The organism is Erythrobacteraceae bacterium WH01K (assembly GCA_027941995.1).
Lineage (GTDB): Bacteria > Pseudomonadota > Alphaproteobacteria > Sphingomonadales > Sphingomonadaceae > CAJXSN01.
Genome location: CP115966.1, coordinates 667,235 through 686,900, shown reverse-complemented (window position 1 = coordinate 686,900; position 19,666 = coordinate 667,235). Strand labels below are relative to the sequence as shown.

Annotated in this window: 13 protein-coding genes; 7 read left to right on the top strand and 6 right to left on the bottom strand. The window is 65.8% G+C overall.

Annotated elements, in window-relative coordinates:
- Nucleotides 1–26: 26 nt before the first annotated feature.
- A complete protein-coding gene (locus PF049_03445) occupies nucleotides 27–1,091 on the bottom strand; it encodes an SAM-dependent methyltransferase (GenBank protein ID WBY17227.1) in 1,065 nt (354 codons plus the stop codon).
- Between the two features lie 22 nt (nucleotides 1,092–1,113).
- Nucleotides 1,114–1,953: a prolipoprotein diacylglyceryl transferase gene (lgt, locus tag PF049_03440; protein WBY17226.1), complete on the bottom strand. Its 840-nt coding sequence runs from the start codon at nucleotides 1,951–1,953 to the stop codon at nucleotides 1,114–1,116.
- A gap of 162 nt (nucleotides 1,954–2,115) precedes the next feature.
- On the opposite strand from lgt, the gene PF049_03435 reads away from it, so the two are divergent.
- The 3 genes from PF049_03435 to PF049_03425 all read left to right on the top strand — a co-directional run bounded on the left by PF049_03435 (nucleotide 2,116) and on the right by PF049_03425 (nucleotide 9,052).
- The gene (locus tag PF049_03435) at nucleotides 2,116–3,813 is read left to right on the top strand and encodes a class I adenylate-forming enzyme family protein (GenBank protein WBY17225.1); all 1,698 of its coding nucleotides are present in this window, start codon (nucleotides 2,116–2,118) and stop codon (nucleotides 3,811–3,813) included.
- A complete protein-coding gene (locus PF049_03430) occupies nucleotides 3,810–6,569 on the top strand; it encodes a [protein-PII] uridylyltransferase (protein WBY17224.1) in 2,760 nt (919 codons plus the stop codon). The genes PF049_03435 and PF049_03430 overlap by 4 nt, the downstream gene beginning before the upstream one ends.
- A 158-nt stretch (nucleotides 6,570–6,727) precedes the next feature.
- Complete coding sequence (locus tag PF049_03425; GenBank protein ID WBY17223.1) at nucleotides 6,728–9,052, top strand: TonB-dependent receptor; 2,325 nt, start codon at nucleotides 6,728–6,730, stop codon at nucleotides 9,050–9,052.
- Between the two features lie 86 nt (nucleotides 9,053–9,138).
- Here PF049_03425 and PF049_03420 read toward each other — a convergent pair whose 3' ends face one another.
- Nucleotides 9,139–9,831 carry a YggS family pyridoxal phosphate-dependent enzyme gene (locus PF049_03420; protein WBY17222.1) on the bottom strand — a complete coding sequence of 231 codons (693 nt, stop codon included), beginning with the start codon at nucleotides 9,829–9,831 and terminating at the stop codon, nucleotides 9,139–9,141.
- A gap of 23 nt (nucleotides 9,832–9,854) precedes the next feature.
- On the opposite strand from PF049_03420, the gene PF049_03415 reads away from it, so the two are divergent.
- From PF049_03415 to PF049_03405, 3 genes are all read left to right on the top strand, one after another.
- Complete coding sequence (locus tag PF049_03415) at nucleotides 9,855–10,403, top strand: thiamine phosphate synthase (GenBank protein WBY17221.1); 549 nt, start codon at nucleotides 9,855–9,857, stop codon at nucleotides 10,401–10,403.
- 67 nt (nucleotides 10,404–10,470) lie between these two features.
- Nucleotides 10,471–12,852 carry a DNA translocase FtsK 4TM domain-containing protein gene (locus tag PF049_03410; protein ID WBY17220.1) on the top strand — a complete coding sequence of 794 codons (2,382 nt, stop codon included), beginning with the start codon at nucleotides 10,471–10,473 and terminating at the stop codon, nucleotides 12,850–12,852.
- Between the two features lie 9 nt (nucleotides 12,853–12,861).
- Nucleotides 12,862–14,409 carry a DUF389 domain-containing protein gene (locus tag PF049_03405; GenBank protein WBY17219.1) on the top strand — a complete coding sequence of 516 codons (1,548 nt, stop codon included), beginning with the start codon at nucleotides 12,862–12,864 and terminating at the stop codon, nucleotides 14,407–14,409.
- Nucleotides 14,410–14,550: 141 nt separating this feature from the next.
- On the opposite strand, the gene PF049_03400 is transcribed toward PF049_03405, so the two are convergent.
- Together PF049_03400 and PF049_03395 are read right to left on the bottom strand one after the other, a co-directional pair.
- A complete protein-coding gene (locus PF049_03400; protein ID WBY17218.1) occupies nucleotides 14,551–15,630 on the bottom strand; it encodes a substrate-binding domain-containing protein in 1,080 nt (359 codons plus the stop codon).
- 85 nt (nucleotides 15,631–15,715) lie between these two features.
- Entirely contained in the window at nucleotides 15,716–17,119 is a 1,404-nt protein-coding gene (locus PF049_03395; GenBank protein ID WBY17217.1) for a porin, read from the bottom strand.
- 160 nt (nucleotides 17,120–17,279) lie between these two features.
- On the opposite strand from PF049_03395, the gene ald reads away from it, so the two are divergent.
- Nucleotides 17,280–18,395 carry an alanine dehydrogenase gene (gene ald, locus PF049_03390; GenBank protein ID WBY17216.1) on the top strand — a complete coding sequence of 372 codons (1,116 nt, stop codon included), beginning with the start codon at nucleotides 17,280–17,282 and terminating at the stop codon, nucleotides 18,393–18,395.
- Nucleotides 18,396–18,399: 4 nt separating this feature from the next.
- Here the strand turns inward: ald and PF049_03385 are convergent, their stop codons facing one another.
- Complete coding sequence (locus tag PF049_03385; protein ID WBY17215.1) at nucleotides 18,400–19,665, bottom strand: NADH:flavin oxidoreductase/NADH oxidase family protein; 1,266 nt, start codon at nucleotides 19,663–19,665, stop codon at nucleotides 18,400–18,402.
- Nucleotide 19,666: the final 1 nt, after the last annotated feature.

The following is a 19,666-nucleotide window of genomic DNA, read 5'->3' as shown; positions in this document are numbered from 1 at the left end:
CGAACCGGAGAGACGCAGCCACCCTGCTACGCGAAGCCGGCCCCGCCGTGCCAGCCGCGGCCGGCCAGACCCATCACCTTGAACAGGCTGCCCATCTGGTCCGGCTCCACCAGCCTGCCGCGCGCCGTGCGGATATCGTCCGCGAGGTGAGGCGCGGCCTTGCACAGCGCCTGCGTACGCGCATCGATGCCGAGCGCCTGCAACCATGCGCCCTGCTCCTCGGTCCCGATCCAGCGGACATCGCGCGACTGGGCGATACGGGCCAGCGTTCCGAATTCGACCAGCGCCGTCAGGTCCGCGCTGCCGGGATGGGCCAGCGGGTCGACTTTCCGGTGGTCCTTCACGGCCTGCAATGTCGAACCGGCCTGCGGGGCCCGATGCCCGTAGTCGATCAGCAGCGCGGCCCCGCCCTGATCTGCCAGCCTTCCGGCCAGTTCGTACATCACCGCTGCCTGCGCCGGGGATGTTTCGAGGATCGTCTGGTCCTCGCTGGCGCGCCAGTCCTCTGGCACTGCGGCATCCATCGGGCGCTGGCCGGCGACGAAGACGAAATCGTCCCCCTCCAGGCCGATTTCCCGCTCGCGCCAGCCGCTCGCCGTTTTCACCATCTGGCGAATGGGCAGCGCGTCGAGAAACTCGTTGCCGACCACTAGCAGGGGATCGTCCGCCGGCAGGGTGGACAGGTCGTCATGCCACAGCGCGCCTGGCACGCCCTCCTGCTGCACTTCCTTGAGCGACGACGAACCTTCCACGAAATGGACCGCCGGCTCCAGCCCGTACCGGCGCATGGCGCGCAGCGCGTCCTTGGCCAGCGTGCCGCGGCCCGGGCCCAGTTCCACGTAATGGACCGGGTCCTCGCGCCCGGACTGTATCCAGATATCGGCCAGCCAGAGGCCGATCAGTTCTCCGAACATCTGGCTGATTTCCGGAGCGGTGACGAAATCGCCCGCCCGCCCCAGCGGATCGCGTGAGGCGTAATAGCGGGCATTGCTTTCGCCCATGTACTGGGTGAGCGAAATGGGGCCGGTATTGCGGATCAGGCGGCGGAAGATTGCGCCCAGATCGCCTGTTTCTTCGCTGCTCCCTGCCATGCCTGCCTGCTTTCTAGGAGCGTCAGGCTGCCTGCCGGGCAGGCCGCGCGGCGCCCATTGCAGGCTTCATGAAGGCGCGCACGACGAAGAACAGCCCGATCAGGATCAGCGGAATGGTCAGCCACTGGCCCATGGACAGGCCGGTACGCGCGGCGAAATCGGCAAGCTGTTCGTCCGGTTGGCGGAAGAATTCGTTGAAGAAACGCGCCAGCCCCATGCCCAGCGTGAACACGCCGACCAGCAGGCCGGGCCGCCAGCGCGCGCGGGTCTGCCAGAACAGCAACAGCAGGATGACCAGCAGGACCAGCCCTTCGAACGTCGCCTGGTAAAGCTGGCTGGGATGGCGCACCACTTCGCCGCCGCCGGGGAAGATCATGCCCCAGGCGACATCGGTCTGGCGTCCCCACAGCTCTCCGTTCACGAAATTGGCGAGACGGCCGAGCAGCATCCCCATCGGCACGTTGACCGCGATATAATCGCATACCCGCAGAAAGCTGAGCTTTCCGCGCCACGAAACATAGGCGATCGCCACCAGCACGCCGACAAGCCCGCCATGGAAGCTCATCCCGCCGGTCCACAGCTTCAGGATTTCCAGCGGGGTCGACCACAATTCCGGCTGGTAGAACGTCGCATAGCCCAGCCTGCCGCCCAGAATTACGCCGATCGTGCACCAGAAGAACAGGTCGTCCGCATGGTTTTGCGCCAGCGGTGCGCCGGGCGCCTTGATCATCTTCGACAGATGCCAATAGGCGAAGACGATGCCCAGCAGGTAGGCCAGCGAATAGAAGCGCAGGGTGAAAAATCCGAGGTCGATACCCGGTTGCAGGCCCAGTTCGGCCCAGCGGATCGGATCGGAAGCCATAGCGGCCAATAGTGACAGCACGTCGTAAACCCCTTAGAAGCGCGGCAGATAACGGCGCGACTTCGTCCATGACAATTGCCTGTGCCTTGGCACACAGCGGGTTGCCGGGGAACCCCGTCGGGACGATTGCGCCGGAGAAAACGACAAGGAGAGAGACACGCAATGCCCACCCAGCTCGACCAGACCCTCGATGCGATCATGGACAAGATCACCGCCCCCGGGCAGCCGGGCGAGACGGCGACCTTCGTCCGCGGCGGCGTCGAGATGCCTTCGCTGAAGGGCGCGCCTCCCAGCCTGTCCCACCTTTTCGCGCATTTCTGCAACGAACACCGCGACCTGACCTTCCTCGTCGATGGCGAGGTGGAGCTGACCTTCGCCCAGACCTACGCCGCGGCGCGGCAGGTGGCAGCCGGGTTGCAGGACACGCATGGCGTGGTGAAGGGCGACCGCGTCGGTATCGCCGCGCGCAATTCGGCGAACTGGATCGTGCTTTACATGGGCATCGTGATGGCCGGCGGCTGCGCGACACTGCTGAACGGTTTTTCCAGCGGGGAGGAACTGGCCGACGCGATCGACCTCGTCGATTGCAAGCTGGTCTTTGCCGACAGGGGCCGCGCCGCACGGCTCGACGGGATCGACCACGGCGCGAAGATCGTCCTTTTCAAGCATGGAATCACGCCGGCGGAAGGCCTCGCCGAGGCATGGGCCGATCCGGGCGAGCGGATGTTCCTGGACGTGGAAGCGGACGATTATGCGACGCTGCTCTATACGTCGGGTTCCACCGGGCGGTCCAAGGGCGCCTATTCCGACCATCGCGGCGTGGTCCACGGGACGATGAACTACGCCCTGCAATCGGCCATGGCGCTGGCCTATCTCCAGAGCACCGGCGATGCCCCCGCCGAAGGCACCCAGCCCTGCGCGCTGATTACGGTGCCGCTGTTCCACGTGACCGGCGAAGTGCCCGTCCTGCTGCAGAGCTTCGTCATTGCGCGCAAGCTGGTGCTGATGCCGAAATGGGACGCGGAAGAGGCGCTGCGCCTGATCGAGAAACACAAGGTGACCTATTTCGTCGGCGTGCCGCTGATGAGCTACGAACTGGCGACCCATCCGAAGGCGGACCAGTACGACACCTCGACCTGCACCAGCTTCGCCGCCGGCGGATCGCCCCGCCCGGTCGAGCATGTCGAGAAGATCAAGAAGAAATTCCCCGGCGGCTTCCCGCTGCTGGGCTACGGCCTGACCGAGACGAACGGCGTGGGCTGCGGCAATTTCAACGAGAATTACCTCGCCAAGCCGAACAGCACCGGCAAGGCCAGCCGTCCGCTGGTCGACCTCGCCATCCTCGACGATGCGGGCAAGCCGGTCGCGCAGGGCGGCATCGGCGAGGTCTGCATCCGCTCGGTCTGCAATTTCCTCGGCTACTGGAACAATGACGAGGCGACGAAGGCCGCCTTCACCGACGACATGTATTTCCGCACCGGCGACCTTGGCCGCCTGGACGAGGACGATTATCTCTACATCGTCGACCGGAAGAAGGACATCATCATCCGCGGCGGCGAGAACATCACCTGCATCGAGGTGGAGGACGCGATTTACGCCCATCCCGCTATCGCGGAATGCAGCGTGTTCGGCCTGCCCGACGAACGCTATGGCGAGATCGTGGGCGCGGTCTATCTTGCCAAGGACGGCCAGAGCGTGACCGAGGACGATTTGCGCCAGCACCTCGACGGACGCCTTGCCCCGTTCAAGCAGCCGGCGGTCTATTGGGAAGAGACCGAGACCCTGCCCCGCCTCGGCACGCAGAAGGTCGACAAGCGCACCCTGCGCGAAAAATACACCAAGGTGTACCTGGACGGGTGAGCCTGCAACGCGTCCCCCGCCAGCGCGCCATCATCGACCGGCGCGCCCTGGATGCCGACATCGGCAGGATGGTGCGTGCCGCGGACGATTCCGCGCGGGCGGACGTGCTGGCGGCCCTGCGTGCCGCGCTGGAAAGCGGGCGGGCGGAACTGTCCACCCGACTGGAGGAAAAGCCCAGCGCAGGTCACGAGATCACCGCCGGCCATGCCTTCCTGATCGACCAGCTCGTCCGGGTGATCCACGATTACGTCACCACCCACCTCCATCCGCCGGGCAACCGGTCGAAGGGGGAGCGCCTGTCGCTGATGGCGGTCGGCGGTTACGGTCGGGGCGAGATGGCCCCGCACAGCGATGTCGACATCGCCTTCCTCACCCCCACGCGCAAGGCGCCGTGGTGCGAGCAGGTGATCGAGGCGATGCTCTACCTTTTCTGGGACCTGGGCCTGAAGATCGGGCATTCCAGCCGCACGCCTGACGATGTCGTGAAGATGGCGCGCGAGGACCTGACCATCCGCACTGCCCTGCTGGAGGGGCGCTATGTCTGGGGCGACCGCCCGCTTTATGACGAGGTACGCTCCCGCTTCTTCGCCGAAGTGGTGAGCGGGAGCGAGAAGCAGTTCGTCGCCGAGAAACTGGCCGAGCGCGAGGCACGGCATAATCGCACCGGCAACAGCCGCTATGTCGTCGAACCCAATGTTAAGGAGGGCAAGGGCGGCCTGCGCGACCTGCAGGCGCTCTACTGGATCGGGAAATACATCCACCGCGCACGCACCGCCGCCGAGCTGGTCGACAGCGGCCTGTTGCGGGCACAGGAATACCGGTCGTTCCGGCGGGCGGAAAGCTTCCTGCTGGCGGTGCGCTGTCACCTGCACACGGTCACCGGCCGGGCCGAGGATCGCCTGACCTTCGACCTGCAGAAGACAGTCGCGGAACGGATGAATTTCGCCGACCGCAAGGGCAAGAGCGCGGTCGAGCGGTTCATGCAGATGTATTTCCTGCAGGCGAAACGGGTCGGCTCGCTCACGGGTGTGTTCCTTGCCCAGCTGGACGAGCAATTCGCGCAGAAACGTGCGCGCCGCGGGCTACTGGCGGGCTTCCAGCCAAGGAAGCGGCAAGTGAAGGGCTTCACCGTCTTCGGGGGACGCATCGCTGCGCCCACTGACGACTGGTTCCGCGCCGATCCCGTGCGGCTGATCGAACTGTTCGCCATTGCAGAGCGCGAGGGGCTGGAAGTCGACCCGCGCACCATGCGGCAGGCAGGCCGCGACGCATCGCTGATCAAGGACGACGTGCGCGAGGACCCGCGCGCCAACGCCCTGTTCCTCGAGGTCCTGTGCGGCCGCAACGATCCCGAAACCGCCCTGCGCTGGATGAACGAGGCAGGCGTGTTCGGCCGCTTCGTGCCCGATTTCGGCCGCGTCAACGCGCAGATGCAGTTCAACATGTATCACCATTACACGGTGGACGAGCACACGATCCGCGCCATCGGCTTCCTGGCGAAAATCGAACAGGGCAAGCTGGAAGACGACCACCCCCGCTCCAGCGTCCAGATCCACAAGCTGCAATCGCGGCGCGTCGCCTATGTCGCCGCGCTGCTGCACGATATCGCCAAGGGGCGCGGGGGCGACCACTCGGAACTCGGCGCCGTGGTGGCGGAGGAATTGTGCCCGCGCTTCGGCCTCGACGAAACGGAAACGGAGCTTGTCAGCTGGCTGGTCCTGCAGCACCTGCTGATGAGCAACACTGCGTTCAAGCGCGACCTGTCCGACCCCAAGACGGTGGAGGACTTCGTTGCCGAGGTGCAGAGCCTCGAACGCCTGCGCCAACTGGCCATCCTGACCAGCGTGGACATCCGCGCGGTCGGGCCGGGTGTGTGGAACGACTGGAAAGGGCAGCTGCTGGGCGAGCTGTACGACCTGGCGCACGAACGCCTGCGTCTTGGCCATACCCGCAATTACCGCGCCGAGCGGGTCGAGGCGAAGCGCGGTGCGGTGCGCGAGGCGCTGGGCGAGCGGGCCAACCTGCTGACCGACGACGAACGCCTGCTCGACGATGCCTACTGGATCGCCGAACCGCCGGACGTCATCGCCCGCAACGTGGTCCAGTATTTCGCCGCGCGCGAACTGGGTCACGATCTTTCGATCCACTGCGAATGGGACGAGGAACGCGGCGCGACACTGGTCACGGTCATCGCCGCCGACCACCCCGGCCTCTTCACCCGCATCGCGGGCGGCATCCACCTTGCCGGCGGCAACATCATCGATGCCCGCATCCACACCACCCGCAATGGCTGGGCGATCGACAATTTCCTGGTGCAGGACCCGATCGGGCGTCCTTTCCGGGAGGCGGAGCAGCTGGAACGGATCAAGTCCTCGATCCGCGACGCCATCGCCAATCGCGGCGAACTGGTACCCAAACTGGCCGCCCGCCCCCTGCCCCGCACGCGGGCGCGCGCCTTCGACGTGAAACCGCGCGTCGTGTTCGATAACGAGGCGTCCAACCGGTTCACGGTGATAGAGGTCCACGCACGCGACCGGCCCGCCCTGCTCAACCGTCTGGGCCGCGCCCTGTTCGAGGCGCAGGTCATCATCCATTCCGCGCACATCACCGCCTATGGCGAGCGGGTGGCCGACACGTTCTACGTGACCGACCTGACCGGCGGAAAGATCGTTGACGCACAGCGGCAAGGCAGTATTGCCACCGCGCTGGAGGACGCTGCAAGCGACGAGCGGCAGGCGGAACTCGAAGACGCCTGACCATCGGACAGGTCATGTCCCCTCGCCGGGTCCGAGCGCAATCAAGTGATGCAAAACGGCCATAACCGGCAATTTCCGGTCGCTACGCGCAAATTCTCCCCTTGCAAGGTTGCAAAATGCCACTAATCGGCATCGCAATAACAAAAGGGAGAGTTATTTTGAAAACCAGTATTTCGTTCCGCGGTATGGCACTTGCAGGGGCGGCGCTTGCCGTAATGCCGCTCCCTGCCATGGCGCAGGACGTTCCCCCACCCGCCGACGACGCCGAGGAAGAGCGCCCGATCGCCCGTAGCGGCGGCGCCATCGGCAGCGTCAACGACGTGATCGTCGTGACCGGCACCAAGACCCAGAACGCCGAAGACGTGCAGGACGTGCCGCTGGCCGTCACCGCATTCAATTCGCAGAGCCTCGAGGCGCTGAAAGTCCGCGACGTCCAGTCGCTGACCTACAGCGCGCCGAACGTGTCGCTCGACCAGGTCGGCACCAGCCGCGGCACCGCCAACTTCTCGATTCGCGGCCTGGGCATCAACAGCTCGATCCCCTCGATCGACCCGACCGTCGGCATGTTCGTCGATGGCGTGTATCTCGGCTTCAACGGCGGCGTGGTCTTCGACCTGTTCGACCTCGACAGCGTCGAAATCCTGCGCGGACCGCAGGGTGTGCTGTTCGGCCGCAACGTGACCGGCGGCGCCGTGCTGGTGAACACCGGCAACCCGACCGACGAATTCGCAGGCAAATTCCGCGCGGCCGTCGACGGCCCGCTGTTCGAGGATCGTGGCGGCGCGAACTACACGGCCTCCGGCGTCATTTCCGGCCCGATCGTGGAAGACACGCTGCTGTTCAAGCTGGGCGGATATTACAACAAGGACGAAGGCTACCACGTCAACCTGTTCGACAATTCGAACCACGGCGAGGCGGAAACCTTCATCATCCGCGGCGCACTGGAAGCGCGGCTGGGCGCCCTGAACCTGCTGGGCAAGCTCGACTACTTCGAAAGCGACGGCGACGGTCCGGCGGGCCAGAACGGCAATCTGTACGATCGCGGCACGTTCGATTTCGCCATCGACTTCCCGGGCAGCTACGGCAACGAGATCTGGACCGGCTCGCTGAAGGCGGAAGCCGATATCGGCCCCGGTACGCTGACCAACATCTTCGGCTACCGCAAATATTCGGGCACGACCGCGGGCGATATCGACAGCTTCCCCGCTTTCCTGTTCCACTCGGACACCGAGACGGAGCAGGAGCAGTTCTCGAACGAGCTGCGCTATGCCGTCTCCACCGGCCTGGGTGAACTGACCTTCGGCGGCTTCTGGTTCGAGCAGGACCTGGCCTATACCGAAGTGCGCGACCTGCCGCCGGCGTCTCCGCTGACCTTCTATGGTGGCGGTGCGCAGGACCACGAAGTGCTGGGCGCATTTGCCAATGCGAATATCGAGGTGACGCGCGATCTCAGCGTCATCGCCGGTATCCGCTGGAGCCGCGAGGAAAAGGATGCACGGGTCACCTATATCCGTCCGCGTCCGGCCTGTTCGGTGGTCGACGGAACCTGCCCGACGAGCGGGACCAACCCGTTCATCCCGACCGAGAACAACGGCTTCACCGACAGCGACAGCTGGAGCAACTGGTCGCCGAAACTCGGCCTGCAGTACGAATTCCCGCGCGGCCAGGTGTATACGCACTGGACCCGTGGCTATCGTTCGGGCGGCTACAACTTCCGCATCACCGCACCGGCCGCCTTCGAGGCGATCGTGGCGAATGGCGGCGACTTCTCCTTCGACGAGGAAAAGGTCGACAACTACGAAATCGGCGGCAAATTCCAGACCGACAGCCGCGATTTCACGCTCAACCTGGCGGCTTACGTCACCAAGATCAGCGAGATGCAGCGCGAAGTGAACCAGGCATCGGGCACGTCGGGGGTCGCCCAGTCGATCTTCAACACCGCCGATGCGACGATCTTCGGTGTCGAGGGTGAGGCCCGCATGCGCGTGTCGGATTCCCTGCTGGTCACGGCCAATGCCGGGATCATCGATGCAAGCTATGACGAAGTGCGCTTCGACATTTCGGGCGATGGCCAGGTCAATGCCGCAGACGAAGCGCTGGCCCTGCCGCGCGTTCCCGAAGTGACCTTCGGCGCCGGCGTGATCCACGACGTGCCGCTTGGCGACGGGTCGCTGGTGAGCCGCCTGAACATGCAGTACCGCGACGAATTCGCCTATACCGACAGCAATTTCGGTTACGTCGAAGACATCGTGAACCTCGATGCGAACATCACCTGGAACACCGGGATGGAAGGCCTCGCCTTCTCCATCTACGGCAAGAACCTGCTGGACGAGGCGCAGTATGGCGGCGACACGCAGCTGCCCTTCCCCGGTCCGCAGTCGACCTTCGTCAACCGCCCGTTCGGCGTGAACCCGGCCTTCGGTTCGTTCCGTCCGCTGAGCAAGGGCCGCCAGATCGGCGCGGAAGTCACCTTCGAGTTCTGATCCCGGGACTCATGACGCGAAAAGAGAAAGGGCGGCCTTCGGGTCGCCCTTTTTCGTTGCGCTGCGACTGACTGTCGGTCCGCTGCCTAGGCGCCCCCACGCTCTCCGAACAGTGCGCTGCCCACGCGTATATGGGTCGCGCCGAGCATGATGGCGGTTTCATAGTCGCCGCTCATCCCCATGCTGAGGCCGTCCATGCTGTTATCGCGCGCGAGCTTGTCCAGCAGGGCGAAAAAGGGTGCGGGCTCGATTTCGGCAGGGGGCAGGCACATCAGGCCCGCGAGCGGTATTTCCCGCTCGCGCGCAGCTTCTATCAGGGCCGGCAGTTCGGGGATCGGGCAGCCGCCCTTCTGCGGCTCGTTCCCAATATCCACCTGCACGAAGCAGGGCACCTGCCGCCCAACCTTGTCGAATGCCTTGGGCAGCGCCTTCACCAGGCTCATCCGGTCGAGCGAATGGATGCAGTCGAACAATTGGACCGCATCCTCGGCCTTGTTCGATTGCAGCTGGCCGATCAGGTGGACCCGCGCATCGGGATAGCGCTCGCGCAGAGCGGGCCATTTGCCTTGCGCCTCCTGCACCCGGTTTTCGCCGAAGACGCGGTGCCCGGCTGCCAGCAGGGGTTCGATCGTTTCCGGAGGATGCGTCTTGCTGACGGCGATCAGCGTGACGTCCTCTTCCTTGCGCCGGGCGATCTTGCACGCACGGGCGATATTGGCCTGCACGGCTTCGAGCGCGTCGGCGCCCGCGGGGTTCGGGGTTGTGGCTGCACTTTTCATAAGTCCCGCGCTATAGCGGCGGCGTGTCGCAGTGCCAGCCCTTCCCCTCGCTCCTTCCCGCAACCTGGCTTCTGACGGATGAGCGCAGCGATGCCGCGCTGGTGAGGGCGATCACGCGCCTGCCGCCCGGCTCTGCGGTCGTCTATCGCCATTACCACCTCGCCCCGGCCGCCCGGCTGGAGCGGTTCCGGCAGGTTGAGAGACTGGCGCGCGCGCGGGGCCATTTGCTGATCCTGGCTGACAGCGCGATGACGGCGCGCGAATGGGGCGCCCATGGCATTTACGGGGCGCCGCGCGCGCTTGCCCCGACCCGCCGCGATCTCGTCACCGTGGCAACCGCGCATTCCATGCGGGAAATCGGCGATGCCAATCGCATCGGCGCGGATGCCGTCATGCTCAGCCCTGTCTTCCCCACCCGGTCCCATCCGGGCGCCCCGGTTCTGGGCCCCCTTCGTTTCCGGATGCTGGCGCGTCATGCCTCCATGCCCGTCATCGCGCTGGGCGGGATGAACGCGGAGCGCGCAAGGGCGCTGCCGTGGCCCCGGTTCGCAGGCATTGACGGGCTTGCCTGAGGCAGCTTCGCCTTGACCCCGCTGGGGCTTGGATTCATGGTCCGTTCCCAGACGGAGGATCAGGCCCATGGCCACGCGCGCAATCAGTAAACAGCAGCCCGACTGGCGGGCCACCTTCCGGCGTTCGATGCGCCGCGCCGGCCAGATGGCGGGCGCGGCCCTGCTGTTCGGCCTGATGCTGTTCCTGGGCCTTGCCCTCTTCAGCTACACCCAGACCGACCCCAGCCCCTCCACCGCCGCAGGAAACGGCGCGATTGCCAACTGGATGGGCGCGAGCGGCGCGTGGGCGGCAGAGCGCGTGTGGTTCGTGTTCGGCCTGCCGGGCGTGCTGATCCTGCCGATGCTGTATGTCGGCGCGCGCAAATTGTGGCGCGACGTGGAGGAAGACGACCGCGATACCGATACGCGCTGGTGGCAGCCGGTTGCCATGCTTGTCCTCGCGATGGCCCTGCTCGCCACCGTACTGTCGCTGACCTTCGACAGTCCCGGCGGCTCCATGCCCGCCTCTGCCGGTGGGCTAACCGGCCTGCTGGGCGCCGGCGCGATCGAGGCGATAGCCAGCCGCTTCGGCGAAGGGGCGAGCGGGTGGATCACGCTGGCTCTTGCGCTTGCCGCACTGGCAGGGGGCGTGCTGCTCGCCACCCGTGTCTTCGCGATCGACTGGCGTGCGCTGCTGACACTGCCGCTTTTCCTGACCGACCTCCTGCGCCGCGACCGCGCCCCGTTCGAGGACGATGACGCAGGCGACACCCTCGCCCCCGCCGCCCGCCCGAAAAAAGCGCGCCGCGAACGCAGGAAAGCGGAGGCGGACACGGCAGAGCCCGAGATCGTCGAGGTGGAGCAGCCGCGCCGCAGCCCGACCATCACCGATCCCAGCGCCCCGCCGCGCAAGGCCAGCATGGCAAAGGCGGCGAAGCAGCGCGACATGTTCGCCGACTACACCCTCCCCAGCCTCGACCTGCTGGAGGACGGCCCGGCGGACACCGCGCCCAGGCTCGACAAGATGGCGCTGGAGCGCAATGCCCGCCTGCTCGAAACGGTGCTCGACGACTTCAATGTGAAGGGCGAGATCACGGCCGTTCGCACCGGGCCGGTCGTCACCATGTACGAGCTGGAGCCTGCGCCCGGCATCAAGGCCAGCCGCGTGGTCGGCCTGGCGGAAGACATCGCCCGCAACATGAGCGCCATCAGCGCCCGCGTCTCGCCCATCCCGGGCAAGACGGTGATGGGTATCGAACTGCCCAATGCCGACCGCCAGATGGTCGCGCTGAAGGAACTGGCTGCCTGCGCCGACTTTGCAGAGGCCAAGGGCGGCCTGCCGATCATCCTTGGCAAGGACATTGCGGGCGAACCGATCGTCGCCGACCTTGCCGCAATGCCCCACCTTCTGGTCGCGGGCACGACCGGGTCGGGCAAGTCGGTCGGGCTGAACTGCATCCTGCTGTCGCTGCTCTACCGCTTCACACCGGACGAATGCCGCATGATCCTGATCGATCCCAAGGTGCTGGAGCTCAAGACCTACGACGACATTCCCCACCTGCTGAGCCCGGTGGTGACGGAGCCTGCCAAGTCGGTTCGCGCGCTCAAATGGGCGGTCGAGGAGATGGAGCGCCGCTACCGGATGATGTCGAGCGTCAATTCACGCAACCTGTCGGGCTTCAACGAAAAGGTCCGCGCCGCCGCTGCCAAGGGCAAGCCGCTGGGCCGCCGCGTGCAGACCGGCTTCGACCCCGATACGGGCGAGGAGCTCTACGAAGAAGAGCAGCTCGATTACCAGCCGCTGCCGCAGATCGTCCTGATCGTCGACGAACTGGCCGATCTCATGGTGACGGTGGGCAAGGAGATCGAGGTCCTGATCCAGCGCCTGAGCCAGAAATCGCGCGCCGCCGGCATCCACCTGATCATGGCGACGCAGCGCCCCAGCGTCGATGTCATCACCGGCGTCATCAAGGCGAACCTGCCGACCCGCATCAGCTTCAAGGTGACCAGCCGGATCGACAGCCGCACCATCCTGGGCGAACAGGGATCGGAGCAGCTGCTGGGCAAGGGTGACATGCTCTACAAGCCGAACACGGGCGCGACGCTGCGCGTCCACGGCCCGTTCGTCTCCGACGAGGAAGTGGAAGCGGTTGCCGATCACTGGCGGGCGCAGGGCAAGCCCGACTATGTCGATGCCGTGACCGAGGAACCTGCCGATGGGGGCGGCTTCGGCTTCGAAGGCGACATGACCGCCAGCGACGATCCGAACGAACGCAAATACCTGCAGGCATGCCAGGTCGTGTTCGAGAACCAGAAGGCCAGCGGCAGCTGGCTGCAACGGCAGATGGGCGTCGGCTACAACACGGCCGCCAAGTGGATCGAGCGGATGGAAGAGGAAGGCCTGGTCGGCCCGGCCAACCATGTCGGCCGCCGCGAAATCTACCGCGACAAGGACGGAAATCCGCTCTAGCAACGCGGAATGAGCACATCGGCAGGCCCCGCAGCGGGCGAACAGACCTCTCCCACGCAGCCCGTCAGCGATCCGCTGCAGACGATCTGGGCATCGCTCAAGGACTGGTGGGCGCAGCACGTCATGGTCGATGTCGATCACGGCGCCGTGCTGAAGAAAATCGCGGGCGAAAGCTCGATGACACCGCGCTACATCTTCATGACCTGCATGTCGGCAGGCATTGCCATCCTGGGCATGCTGCTGTCCTCCCCGGCCGTCGTCATCGGGGCCATGCTGCTTTCCCCCCTGATGGGGCCGATCCTGGGGGCCGGCTTCGCGCTGGCGGAAGGCAAGTTCACCTGGCTCAGGCTGTGCGGACGGGCGCTCATTTTCGGCACGCTGTTCGCCATCCTGTTCTGCGGTTTCATCGTCTTCTTCTCGCCATTGCAGAACGTGACGGAGGAAATCGCCGCCCGCACGCGGCCCAACCTGTTCGACCTGCTGGTTGCCCTGTTTTCTTCGCTGGCGGGCAGTTACGCGATGATCCGCGGACGCGACGGCACAATTGTCGGCGTCGCCATTGCCACCGCCCTGATGCCGCCGCTCGCCGCCGTGGGCTTCGGGCTCGCGACGCTGAACTGGACGGTCTTCGGCGGGGCGCTGATGCTCTACATCACCAACCTGCTGACGATTGCGCTGACCGCTGCGCTGATGGCGCGGCTCTATGGTTTCCGGTCGGAGAACGACAGCGGGCGCACCAGTCTGGTACAGAGCATGCTGGTGGTGGCGACCTTCATCGCGCTGGCCATCCCGCTCGGCATCTCGCTGTTCCAGATTGCCCGCGAGGCGAATGGCGAACGCATCGTGCGCGGCACCATTACCGAGGCGTTCGACGAACAGGCGCGCATCGACCAGGTGTCGATCGACTGGGACAGCGATCCCATCATCGTGCGCGCATCCGTGCTCACGCCCGAATTCCGCAACGGCGCGGACGAACTGCTGGCCGCAGAGCTGACCGAATTGCTTGAAGATCCGGTGACGGTCGGCGTGAACCAGTATCTCGTCGGGACCAATCCCGGCGCGGCGGAGCAGGCGCAGCTGGCCCGCGCCCGGGAAGAAGAGCAGGCGCTCGCCGATGCGCAGCGCGTCAGCCGCCTGAAGGAGCAGCTGGCGCTGGTGGCCGGCATCCCCGTGTCGGAGGTCACGCTGGACAGCGAGAACAAGCGCGCCGTTGCCGATGCGCGCGCGCTGGAAGGCCTGGACCTCGCCGGGTATCGCACGCTGGAGACCCGCGTGGCTGCCGGGATGGACGACTGGGACATCCGGCTGAGGCCGCCGCTGGGCGCGCTTCCCGCCATAACACTGGCAGATGGCGAGCCCGACGATGCGGGGGCACGCGCGCTTTCGCTGGTGTCATGGGCGGCGCAGAGAACAGGCTATCCCGTCACCCTGTCGGGAAATGCCGAGGCTGCGACTGCCCTCGCCGCGCAATTGAGGGAAAGCGGCGTCACCGTCACCGTCAATGCGTCCGGCGGGACCGGCAGCGTTGCCGCCACATGGGCGGTCGCCGGACCCTGAACCCCGAATACAAACAGCAAGCCCGGCAGCGCGTCTTGCACTGCCGGGCCGCCTGTTCGCGTATCCGGCGGACTGGCCGCCCCCACGGGGGATGAGTGGGCGGCTACCGGATACAGGGAAGCTTGTTTTAGAGAAGCCGCCTCAGGAAGCCGCTTCCTCTGCCGCCTCTTCGCTCTCGCCGGTCAGGTCGGCCTTGGTGATGGTGGCGTACTGGGTAGCCCCTGCCATGGCGCGGGCCATTGCATCGTCGGGATTGGCGACCAGGCCGATCTTCGACAGCGCGCCGCCCTTGCCCCACATCTCGGTCCACTTTGTCAGGTAAGCCTTCAGGCCCGGGATCGCGTCCAGGTGGGCTTTCTTGACGTAAACATAGAGCGGACGTGCGCCGGGATAGGCGAAGCTGGCAATGTTCTCGTAGGTCGGCTCGACCCCGTTCATCGACAGGCCCTGCAGCGCATCGAGGTTTTCCTCGAGATAGGAATAACCGAAGATGCCTACGGCGTTCTCATTGCCCTGGATCTTCTGCACGATCAGGTTGTCCTGCTCGCCCTGGTCGACATAGGCGCCGTCGCTGCGCAGTTCGGTGCAGGTCCGCTCGAACGCGTCCTCGTCGCTCTCTTCCAGCGCCTGCATGTCGGCATTGCCTTCGCAGCCGGGGATCAGGACCAGTTCCTTCAGCGCGTCACGCGTGCCGGACGTGCTGGGCGGGCCATAAACCAGGATCGGCAGATCGGGCAGCGAGGGATCGACATCCGACCACGTCTCGGCCGTCTGCTCCTGCCCATAGGGGTTGGCAGCGATGGCGCGGTAGACGATTTCGGGCGTCAGGTTCATGTCGATGCCGCCCTGCGTGGCCGCAAAGGCAAGCCCGTCGAGGCCGACCTGGATTTCGATGATGTCGGTCACGCCGTTCTCGGCGCAGGTGTCGAATTCGCTCGCCTTCATCCGGCGCGAGGCGTTGGCCATGTCCGGCGTATCGGCGCCAAGGCCTTCGCAGAACAGCTTCATGCCGCCGCCGGTGCCGGTCGATTCGATCAGCGGGCTGCCGAAATCGGGGTTGGAGCGGGTGAAGGTCTCGGCGACCGCTTTCGCAAACGGATAGACGGTGCTGGAGCCGACGGCGCGGATCGTGTCGCGGGTGCCGCCGCCGCTATCGGCGCCGCAGGCTGCGAGGGTGAGGCTGGCGACAGTCGCCATCGCAATGGTCTTGATCATCTTCATGGTCGTATTCCCTGTGATATGCCCTGCCCCCTAGGGGGCCAGAATGACAATTGAGTGACGGAATGGAGTCTGGCGGGATGGCCCGTCAGAAGTCGATCTGCGCACGGACGCCGAAGACATCGACGTCGTAATCGGTGTCGCCGCCCGCTGCGGCCAGGACCGCATCGGTGTAGGAAAGCTTCCCGTAATTCGCGAGCAGCATGGTGTAGTTGGTCGGCTTCCAGACCAGGCTGACGAAATAGCCGTCCTGCTTCCCGCCGAAGACGCCCGCATCGTTCAGGTCGAGGTGGTCGTAGCGCAAATTGGCCTGGATCGACCCGATCCCGCCGTCGCCGACGGGGCGGGCCGGCTTGGTCCGGTCGAATTTGCCGCCCTTGTAACCGCGGGTGTCGCCGGCCGTCAGGAAATAGCCGATCTCGGCATAACCACCGAAGAAGCCGGGATCGTTCGCCGCGCCGGGCAGGTTGACGTTCTGCCAGTACCCTTCGGCCACCGCGTGGAACGGCCCGGAAATGACCGCGCCTTCCGCGCCGAAGCCGAATTCGCTGCTGGCCCCCAGATTGCCGGTGTTGACGAAGCGCTCCGAGGTGAAATGGACCAGCGGGCGCTGGCGATACCGCACGCTGGAACCTGCCTCGAGGTCGTTGTAGTGGACCGATGCACCCAGGTGCAGCACGCTGCCAGCGAGGCGCGGATTGAACACGACGCGGCCATCGGCGCCCCAGTTCCCGCTTGGCAGGTCTTCCATGTTGTCCGTGAACATGCCCGTCTGGACGAGCACGGTGTCGCTGCCGAATTCCGCCGCGACGCCGACCCGGCGCTCGAAACCGAAGGCATCGGTGAAAGCCGCGCGTTCGATGAAGCTGGTGTGCAGCGAACTGGTCAGCTCTTCCAGCGACTGGAAGGTGTTGAACTGCCCGACCGTGATGGTCGCGGCGCCGGCATCGTAGGCGATGAGGGCATCGGTAACGGCGATGTCGTTTCCGGCGAAGTCGGCTTCGAACTTGTAGCCGAAACCGCCCGGCATATCGCCCGATGCGCCCAGCCGGATGCGGCGTGCCTCGCTGCCGAACCCGTCATCCGCGCCGGTCGAGGACGGCGCATCGACGAAGCCTGCATCATATTGCAGGCGACCGCGCGGCTTGAAGCTCCAGCCGCCCTGGCTGATTTCGGGCGCGCCGCCGAACTTCACGTCCGTCGCTTCTGCAATCGGGTCCTGCGTGGCTGCTGCCGGTGCGACTGCGACCGGTGCAGATGCAGGCGGTGCAAAAGCAGGCGGTGGCGGAGTGGCCGCGTTTTCCGCTGCCTGCAGTTCGCTTTCGAGCGTTTCGATTCGCTGGGCCATGGCGTCCATCCGGGCGCGCATGGCGGCAAGCTCGTCCTGCAGGGTGGAGGGGGTCTGGCTGCCGGCAACCTGCGCGGCGGCAGGTGTGGCAGGAAGCAGCGCAGCAGACATCGCTGCGGCGCAGATACCGTGAGTGAGTTTCATGATGTATGTCCGATCCAAAAGACGCGGTCGCCCCTAATCGGGTCTCATGACACTTGTGTGACAGGCAGAAGCAGAACCTTCGCGCCGCGGCGCATGGTTGCCGCATGGAGGTTTCAATTGTAACGGCCTTGGACCGACTTCCCCAGCGAGGATCCTCCCCATGCGTATTGGTTGCCCGACCGAGATCAAGAACCACGAATACCGCGTCGGCCTGACGCCCGAGAGTGCGCGCGAGCTGACCCATCGTGGCAACGAGGTATGGATCCAGAGCGGTGCCGGCATGGGCATCGGCGCGACGGACGAGGAATACAACGCTGCGGGCGCGACCATCGTCGACGGGCCGGACGCGATCTTTGCCGAGTGCGAGATGATCGTGAAGGTCAAGGAACCGCAGGCAGAGGAACGCGCAAAGCTGCGCGAGGACCAGATCCTCTACACCTACCTCCATCTCGCCCCCGATCCGGACCAGACGAAGGATCTGGTGGAATCGGGCGTGACGGCGATCGCTTATGAAACGGTCACCGGTCCGGGGGGGCGCCTGCCGCTCCTCACCCCGATGAGCCAGGTGGCGGGCCGCATGAGCATCCAGGCCGGGGCCAATGCGCTGGAGAAGGCGCATGGCGGGCGCGGCGTCCTGATCGGCGGCGTACCGGGCGTGCTGCCGGGCAAGGTCGTGGTGATCGGCGGCGGCGTTGTCGGCTTCAATGCGGCGCAGATGGCCGTGGGCCTGGGCGGCGATGTCGAGATCCTGGACCGCGATCCCGAAGTGCTGGAAAAGGTCGGCACCTTCTTCGAAGCGCGCGCCAGCACGCGGTTCTCGAACAAGACGAACCTCGAGGACTCGCTGAGGCAGGCCGATCTGGTCATCGGTGCGGTCCTGATCCCGGGCGCCGCCGCACCCAAGCTGGTCAGCCGCGAAATGCTGTCCGAGATGAAGCCCGGTGCGGTCCTGGTGGACGTTGCGATCGACCAGGGCGGCTGCTTCGAGACCAGCAGACCGACGACGCATGACGATCCGACCTATGTGGTGGACGACATCGTCCATTACTGCGTCGCCAACATGCCCGGCGCCGTCGCGCGTACCAGCACCTATGCGCTGAACAACGTGACCCTGCCCCACGCGCTGCGCATGGCGAAGCTGGGCTGGAAGGAAGCGATGCGGGAAAACGCATTCCTCGCCGAGGGGCTGAACGTCCACAAGGGCGAGGTGACCTATGAAGCGGTCGCGACCGAGCTGGGCTACGACCACCGCCCGGTGACGGACGTACTGGCCTGACGCGTCAGGCGGCGCTGCGCCACTTGCGATAACGCCGCGCGCGCCGCGCCGCGCGGACCTGGTCGGTCAGCAGCGCCGCGGCCGCTGCCCCGCCATCTCCCGGCGGCTTGCCCCGCGCCATCCGCTCGATCTGCGCCTTGGTCAGGCCCATCACCGCAAGCCCGGCGAAGCTGCGGTTCTTCCAGTCGCATTCGGGCAGCGCGATGTCCGCATGTCGCCCCTCGCGCCAGTTTACAGGCAGGTTGGGATCGGACGCCAGTGCGCGGGCGATGCCGATGATTTCGACGCCGAAGCCATGCTCGTCCCTCGCCAGCGCGTCCTCTGCCGTGGACAGCCGGGTGATGCCGCCCGTCACCATGATCGGCATCGTCGCCACCTTCGCAATGTCGCGCGCGAAGGAAATGAAGAACGCCTCCCTCTCGCCGGTCGAGCCTTCCTGCGGATTGCCCTGCATGGCCGGGCTTTCGTAGTTTCCGCCGGACAGTTCCACGAAATCGAGCCGCTTGTCGTTCAGCCACCGGACCACTTGGCGCGCGTCTTCGAAGGCAAATCCGCCGCGCTGGAAATCGGCGCTATTCAGTTTCACCGCGACCCCGAATTCCGGGTCCACCCGCGCCCGGACCGCATCGACGATGGCGAGGAGGAAACGCGCGCGGTTTTCCAGGCTGCCGCCCCATTTGTCGGTCCGGCGATTGGCCAGCGGCGACAGGAACTGGCTGACGAGATAGCCGTGGGCGCCGTGAATCTGCACCCCGTCGAAGCCTGCGGCCTGCGCCTGCTCCGCGGTATCGGCGAAGCGTTCGACGATGCGCTCTATTTCCGCCCCCTCCAGTGCGCGGACTTCTGCGAACAGCGAGGAGAACCTGCCGAGGTCGAGCGCGACATCCGACGGGCCGACCGCGGTTTCGCCCAGCGATTTGTAGAGCTGCCGGCCCGGATGACTGATCTGTAGCCAGAACTGCCCGCCGCCCGACTTGCCGACCGTCGCCCAGTTGACGAACGGCGCAAGGTCCGTGCCCTTTTCCAGCACCACGCCGCCCGGTCCTGTCAGGGCGGACGGGTCGACCATGACATTGCCGGACAGGATCAGGCCCGTACCGCCGCGCGCCCAGCGTTCGTAGAGGGTGAACAGCCGCTCGCCCGGATATTGTCCGGGCTGCTCCGCAAGGTTTTCCTCCATCGCCGCCTTGCAGATACGGTTCGGGATGCTGCTCCCATTGGGCAGCATCAGCGACCGGAACAGCGGGCTGTCATCATATTCGGCAGTCATT

Bases quoted from the DNA above. Each gene is read 5' to 3' on its own strand.
- PF049_03400 (WBY17218.1), bottom strand. From the start codon at position 15,630: ATGAAGATGATCAAGACCATTGCGATGGCGACTGTCGCCAGCCTCACC.
- PF049_03405 (WBY17219.1), top strand. From the start codon at position 12,862: ATGAGCACATCGGCAGGCCCCGCAGCGGGCGAACAGACCTCTCCCACG.
- ald (WBY17216.1), top strand. From the start codon at position 17,280: ATGCGTATTGGTTGCCCGACCGAGATCAAGAACCACGAATACCGCGTC.
- PF049_03385 (WBY17215.1), bottom strand. From the start codon at position 19,665: ATGACTGCCGAATATGATGACAGCCCGCTGTTCCGGTCGCTGATGCTG.
- PF049_03420 (WBY17222.1), bottom strand. From the start codon at position 9,831: ATGAAAAGTGCAGCCACAACCCCGAACCCCGCGGGCGCCGACGCGCTC.
- lgt (WBY17226.1), bottom strand. From the start codon at position 1,953: ATGGCTTCCGATCCGATCCGCTGGGCCGAACTGGGCCTGCAACCGGGT.
- PF049_03435 (WBY17225.1), top strand. From the start codon at position 2,116: ATGCCCACCCAGCTCGACCAGACCCTCGATGCGATCATGGACAAGATC.
- PF049_03410 (WBY17220.1), top strand. From the start codon at position 10,471: ATGGCCACGCGCGCAATCAGTAAACAGCAGCCCGACTGGCGGGCCACC.
- PF049_03445 (WBY17227.1), bottom strand. From the start codon at position 1,091: ATGGCAGGGAGCAGCGAAGAAACAGGCGATCTGGGCGCAATCTTCCGC.
- PF049_03395 (WBY17217.1), bottom strand. From the start codon at position 17,119: ATGAAACTCACTCACGGTATCTGCGCCGCAGCGATGTCTGCTGCGCTG.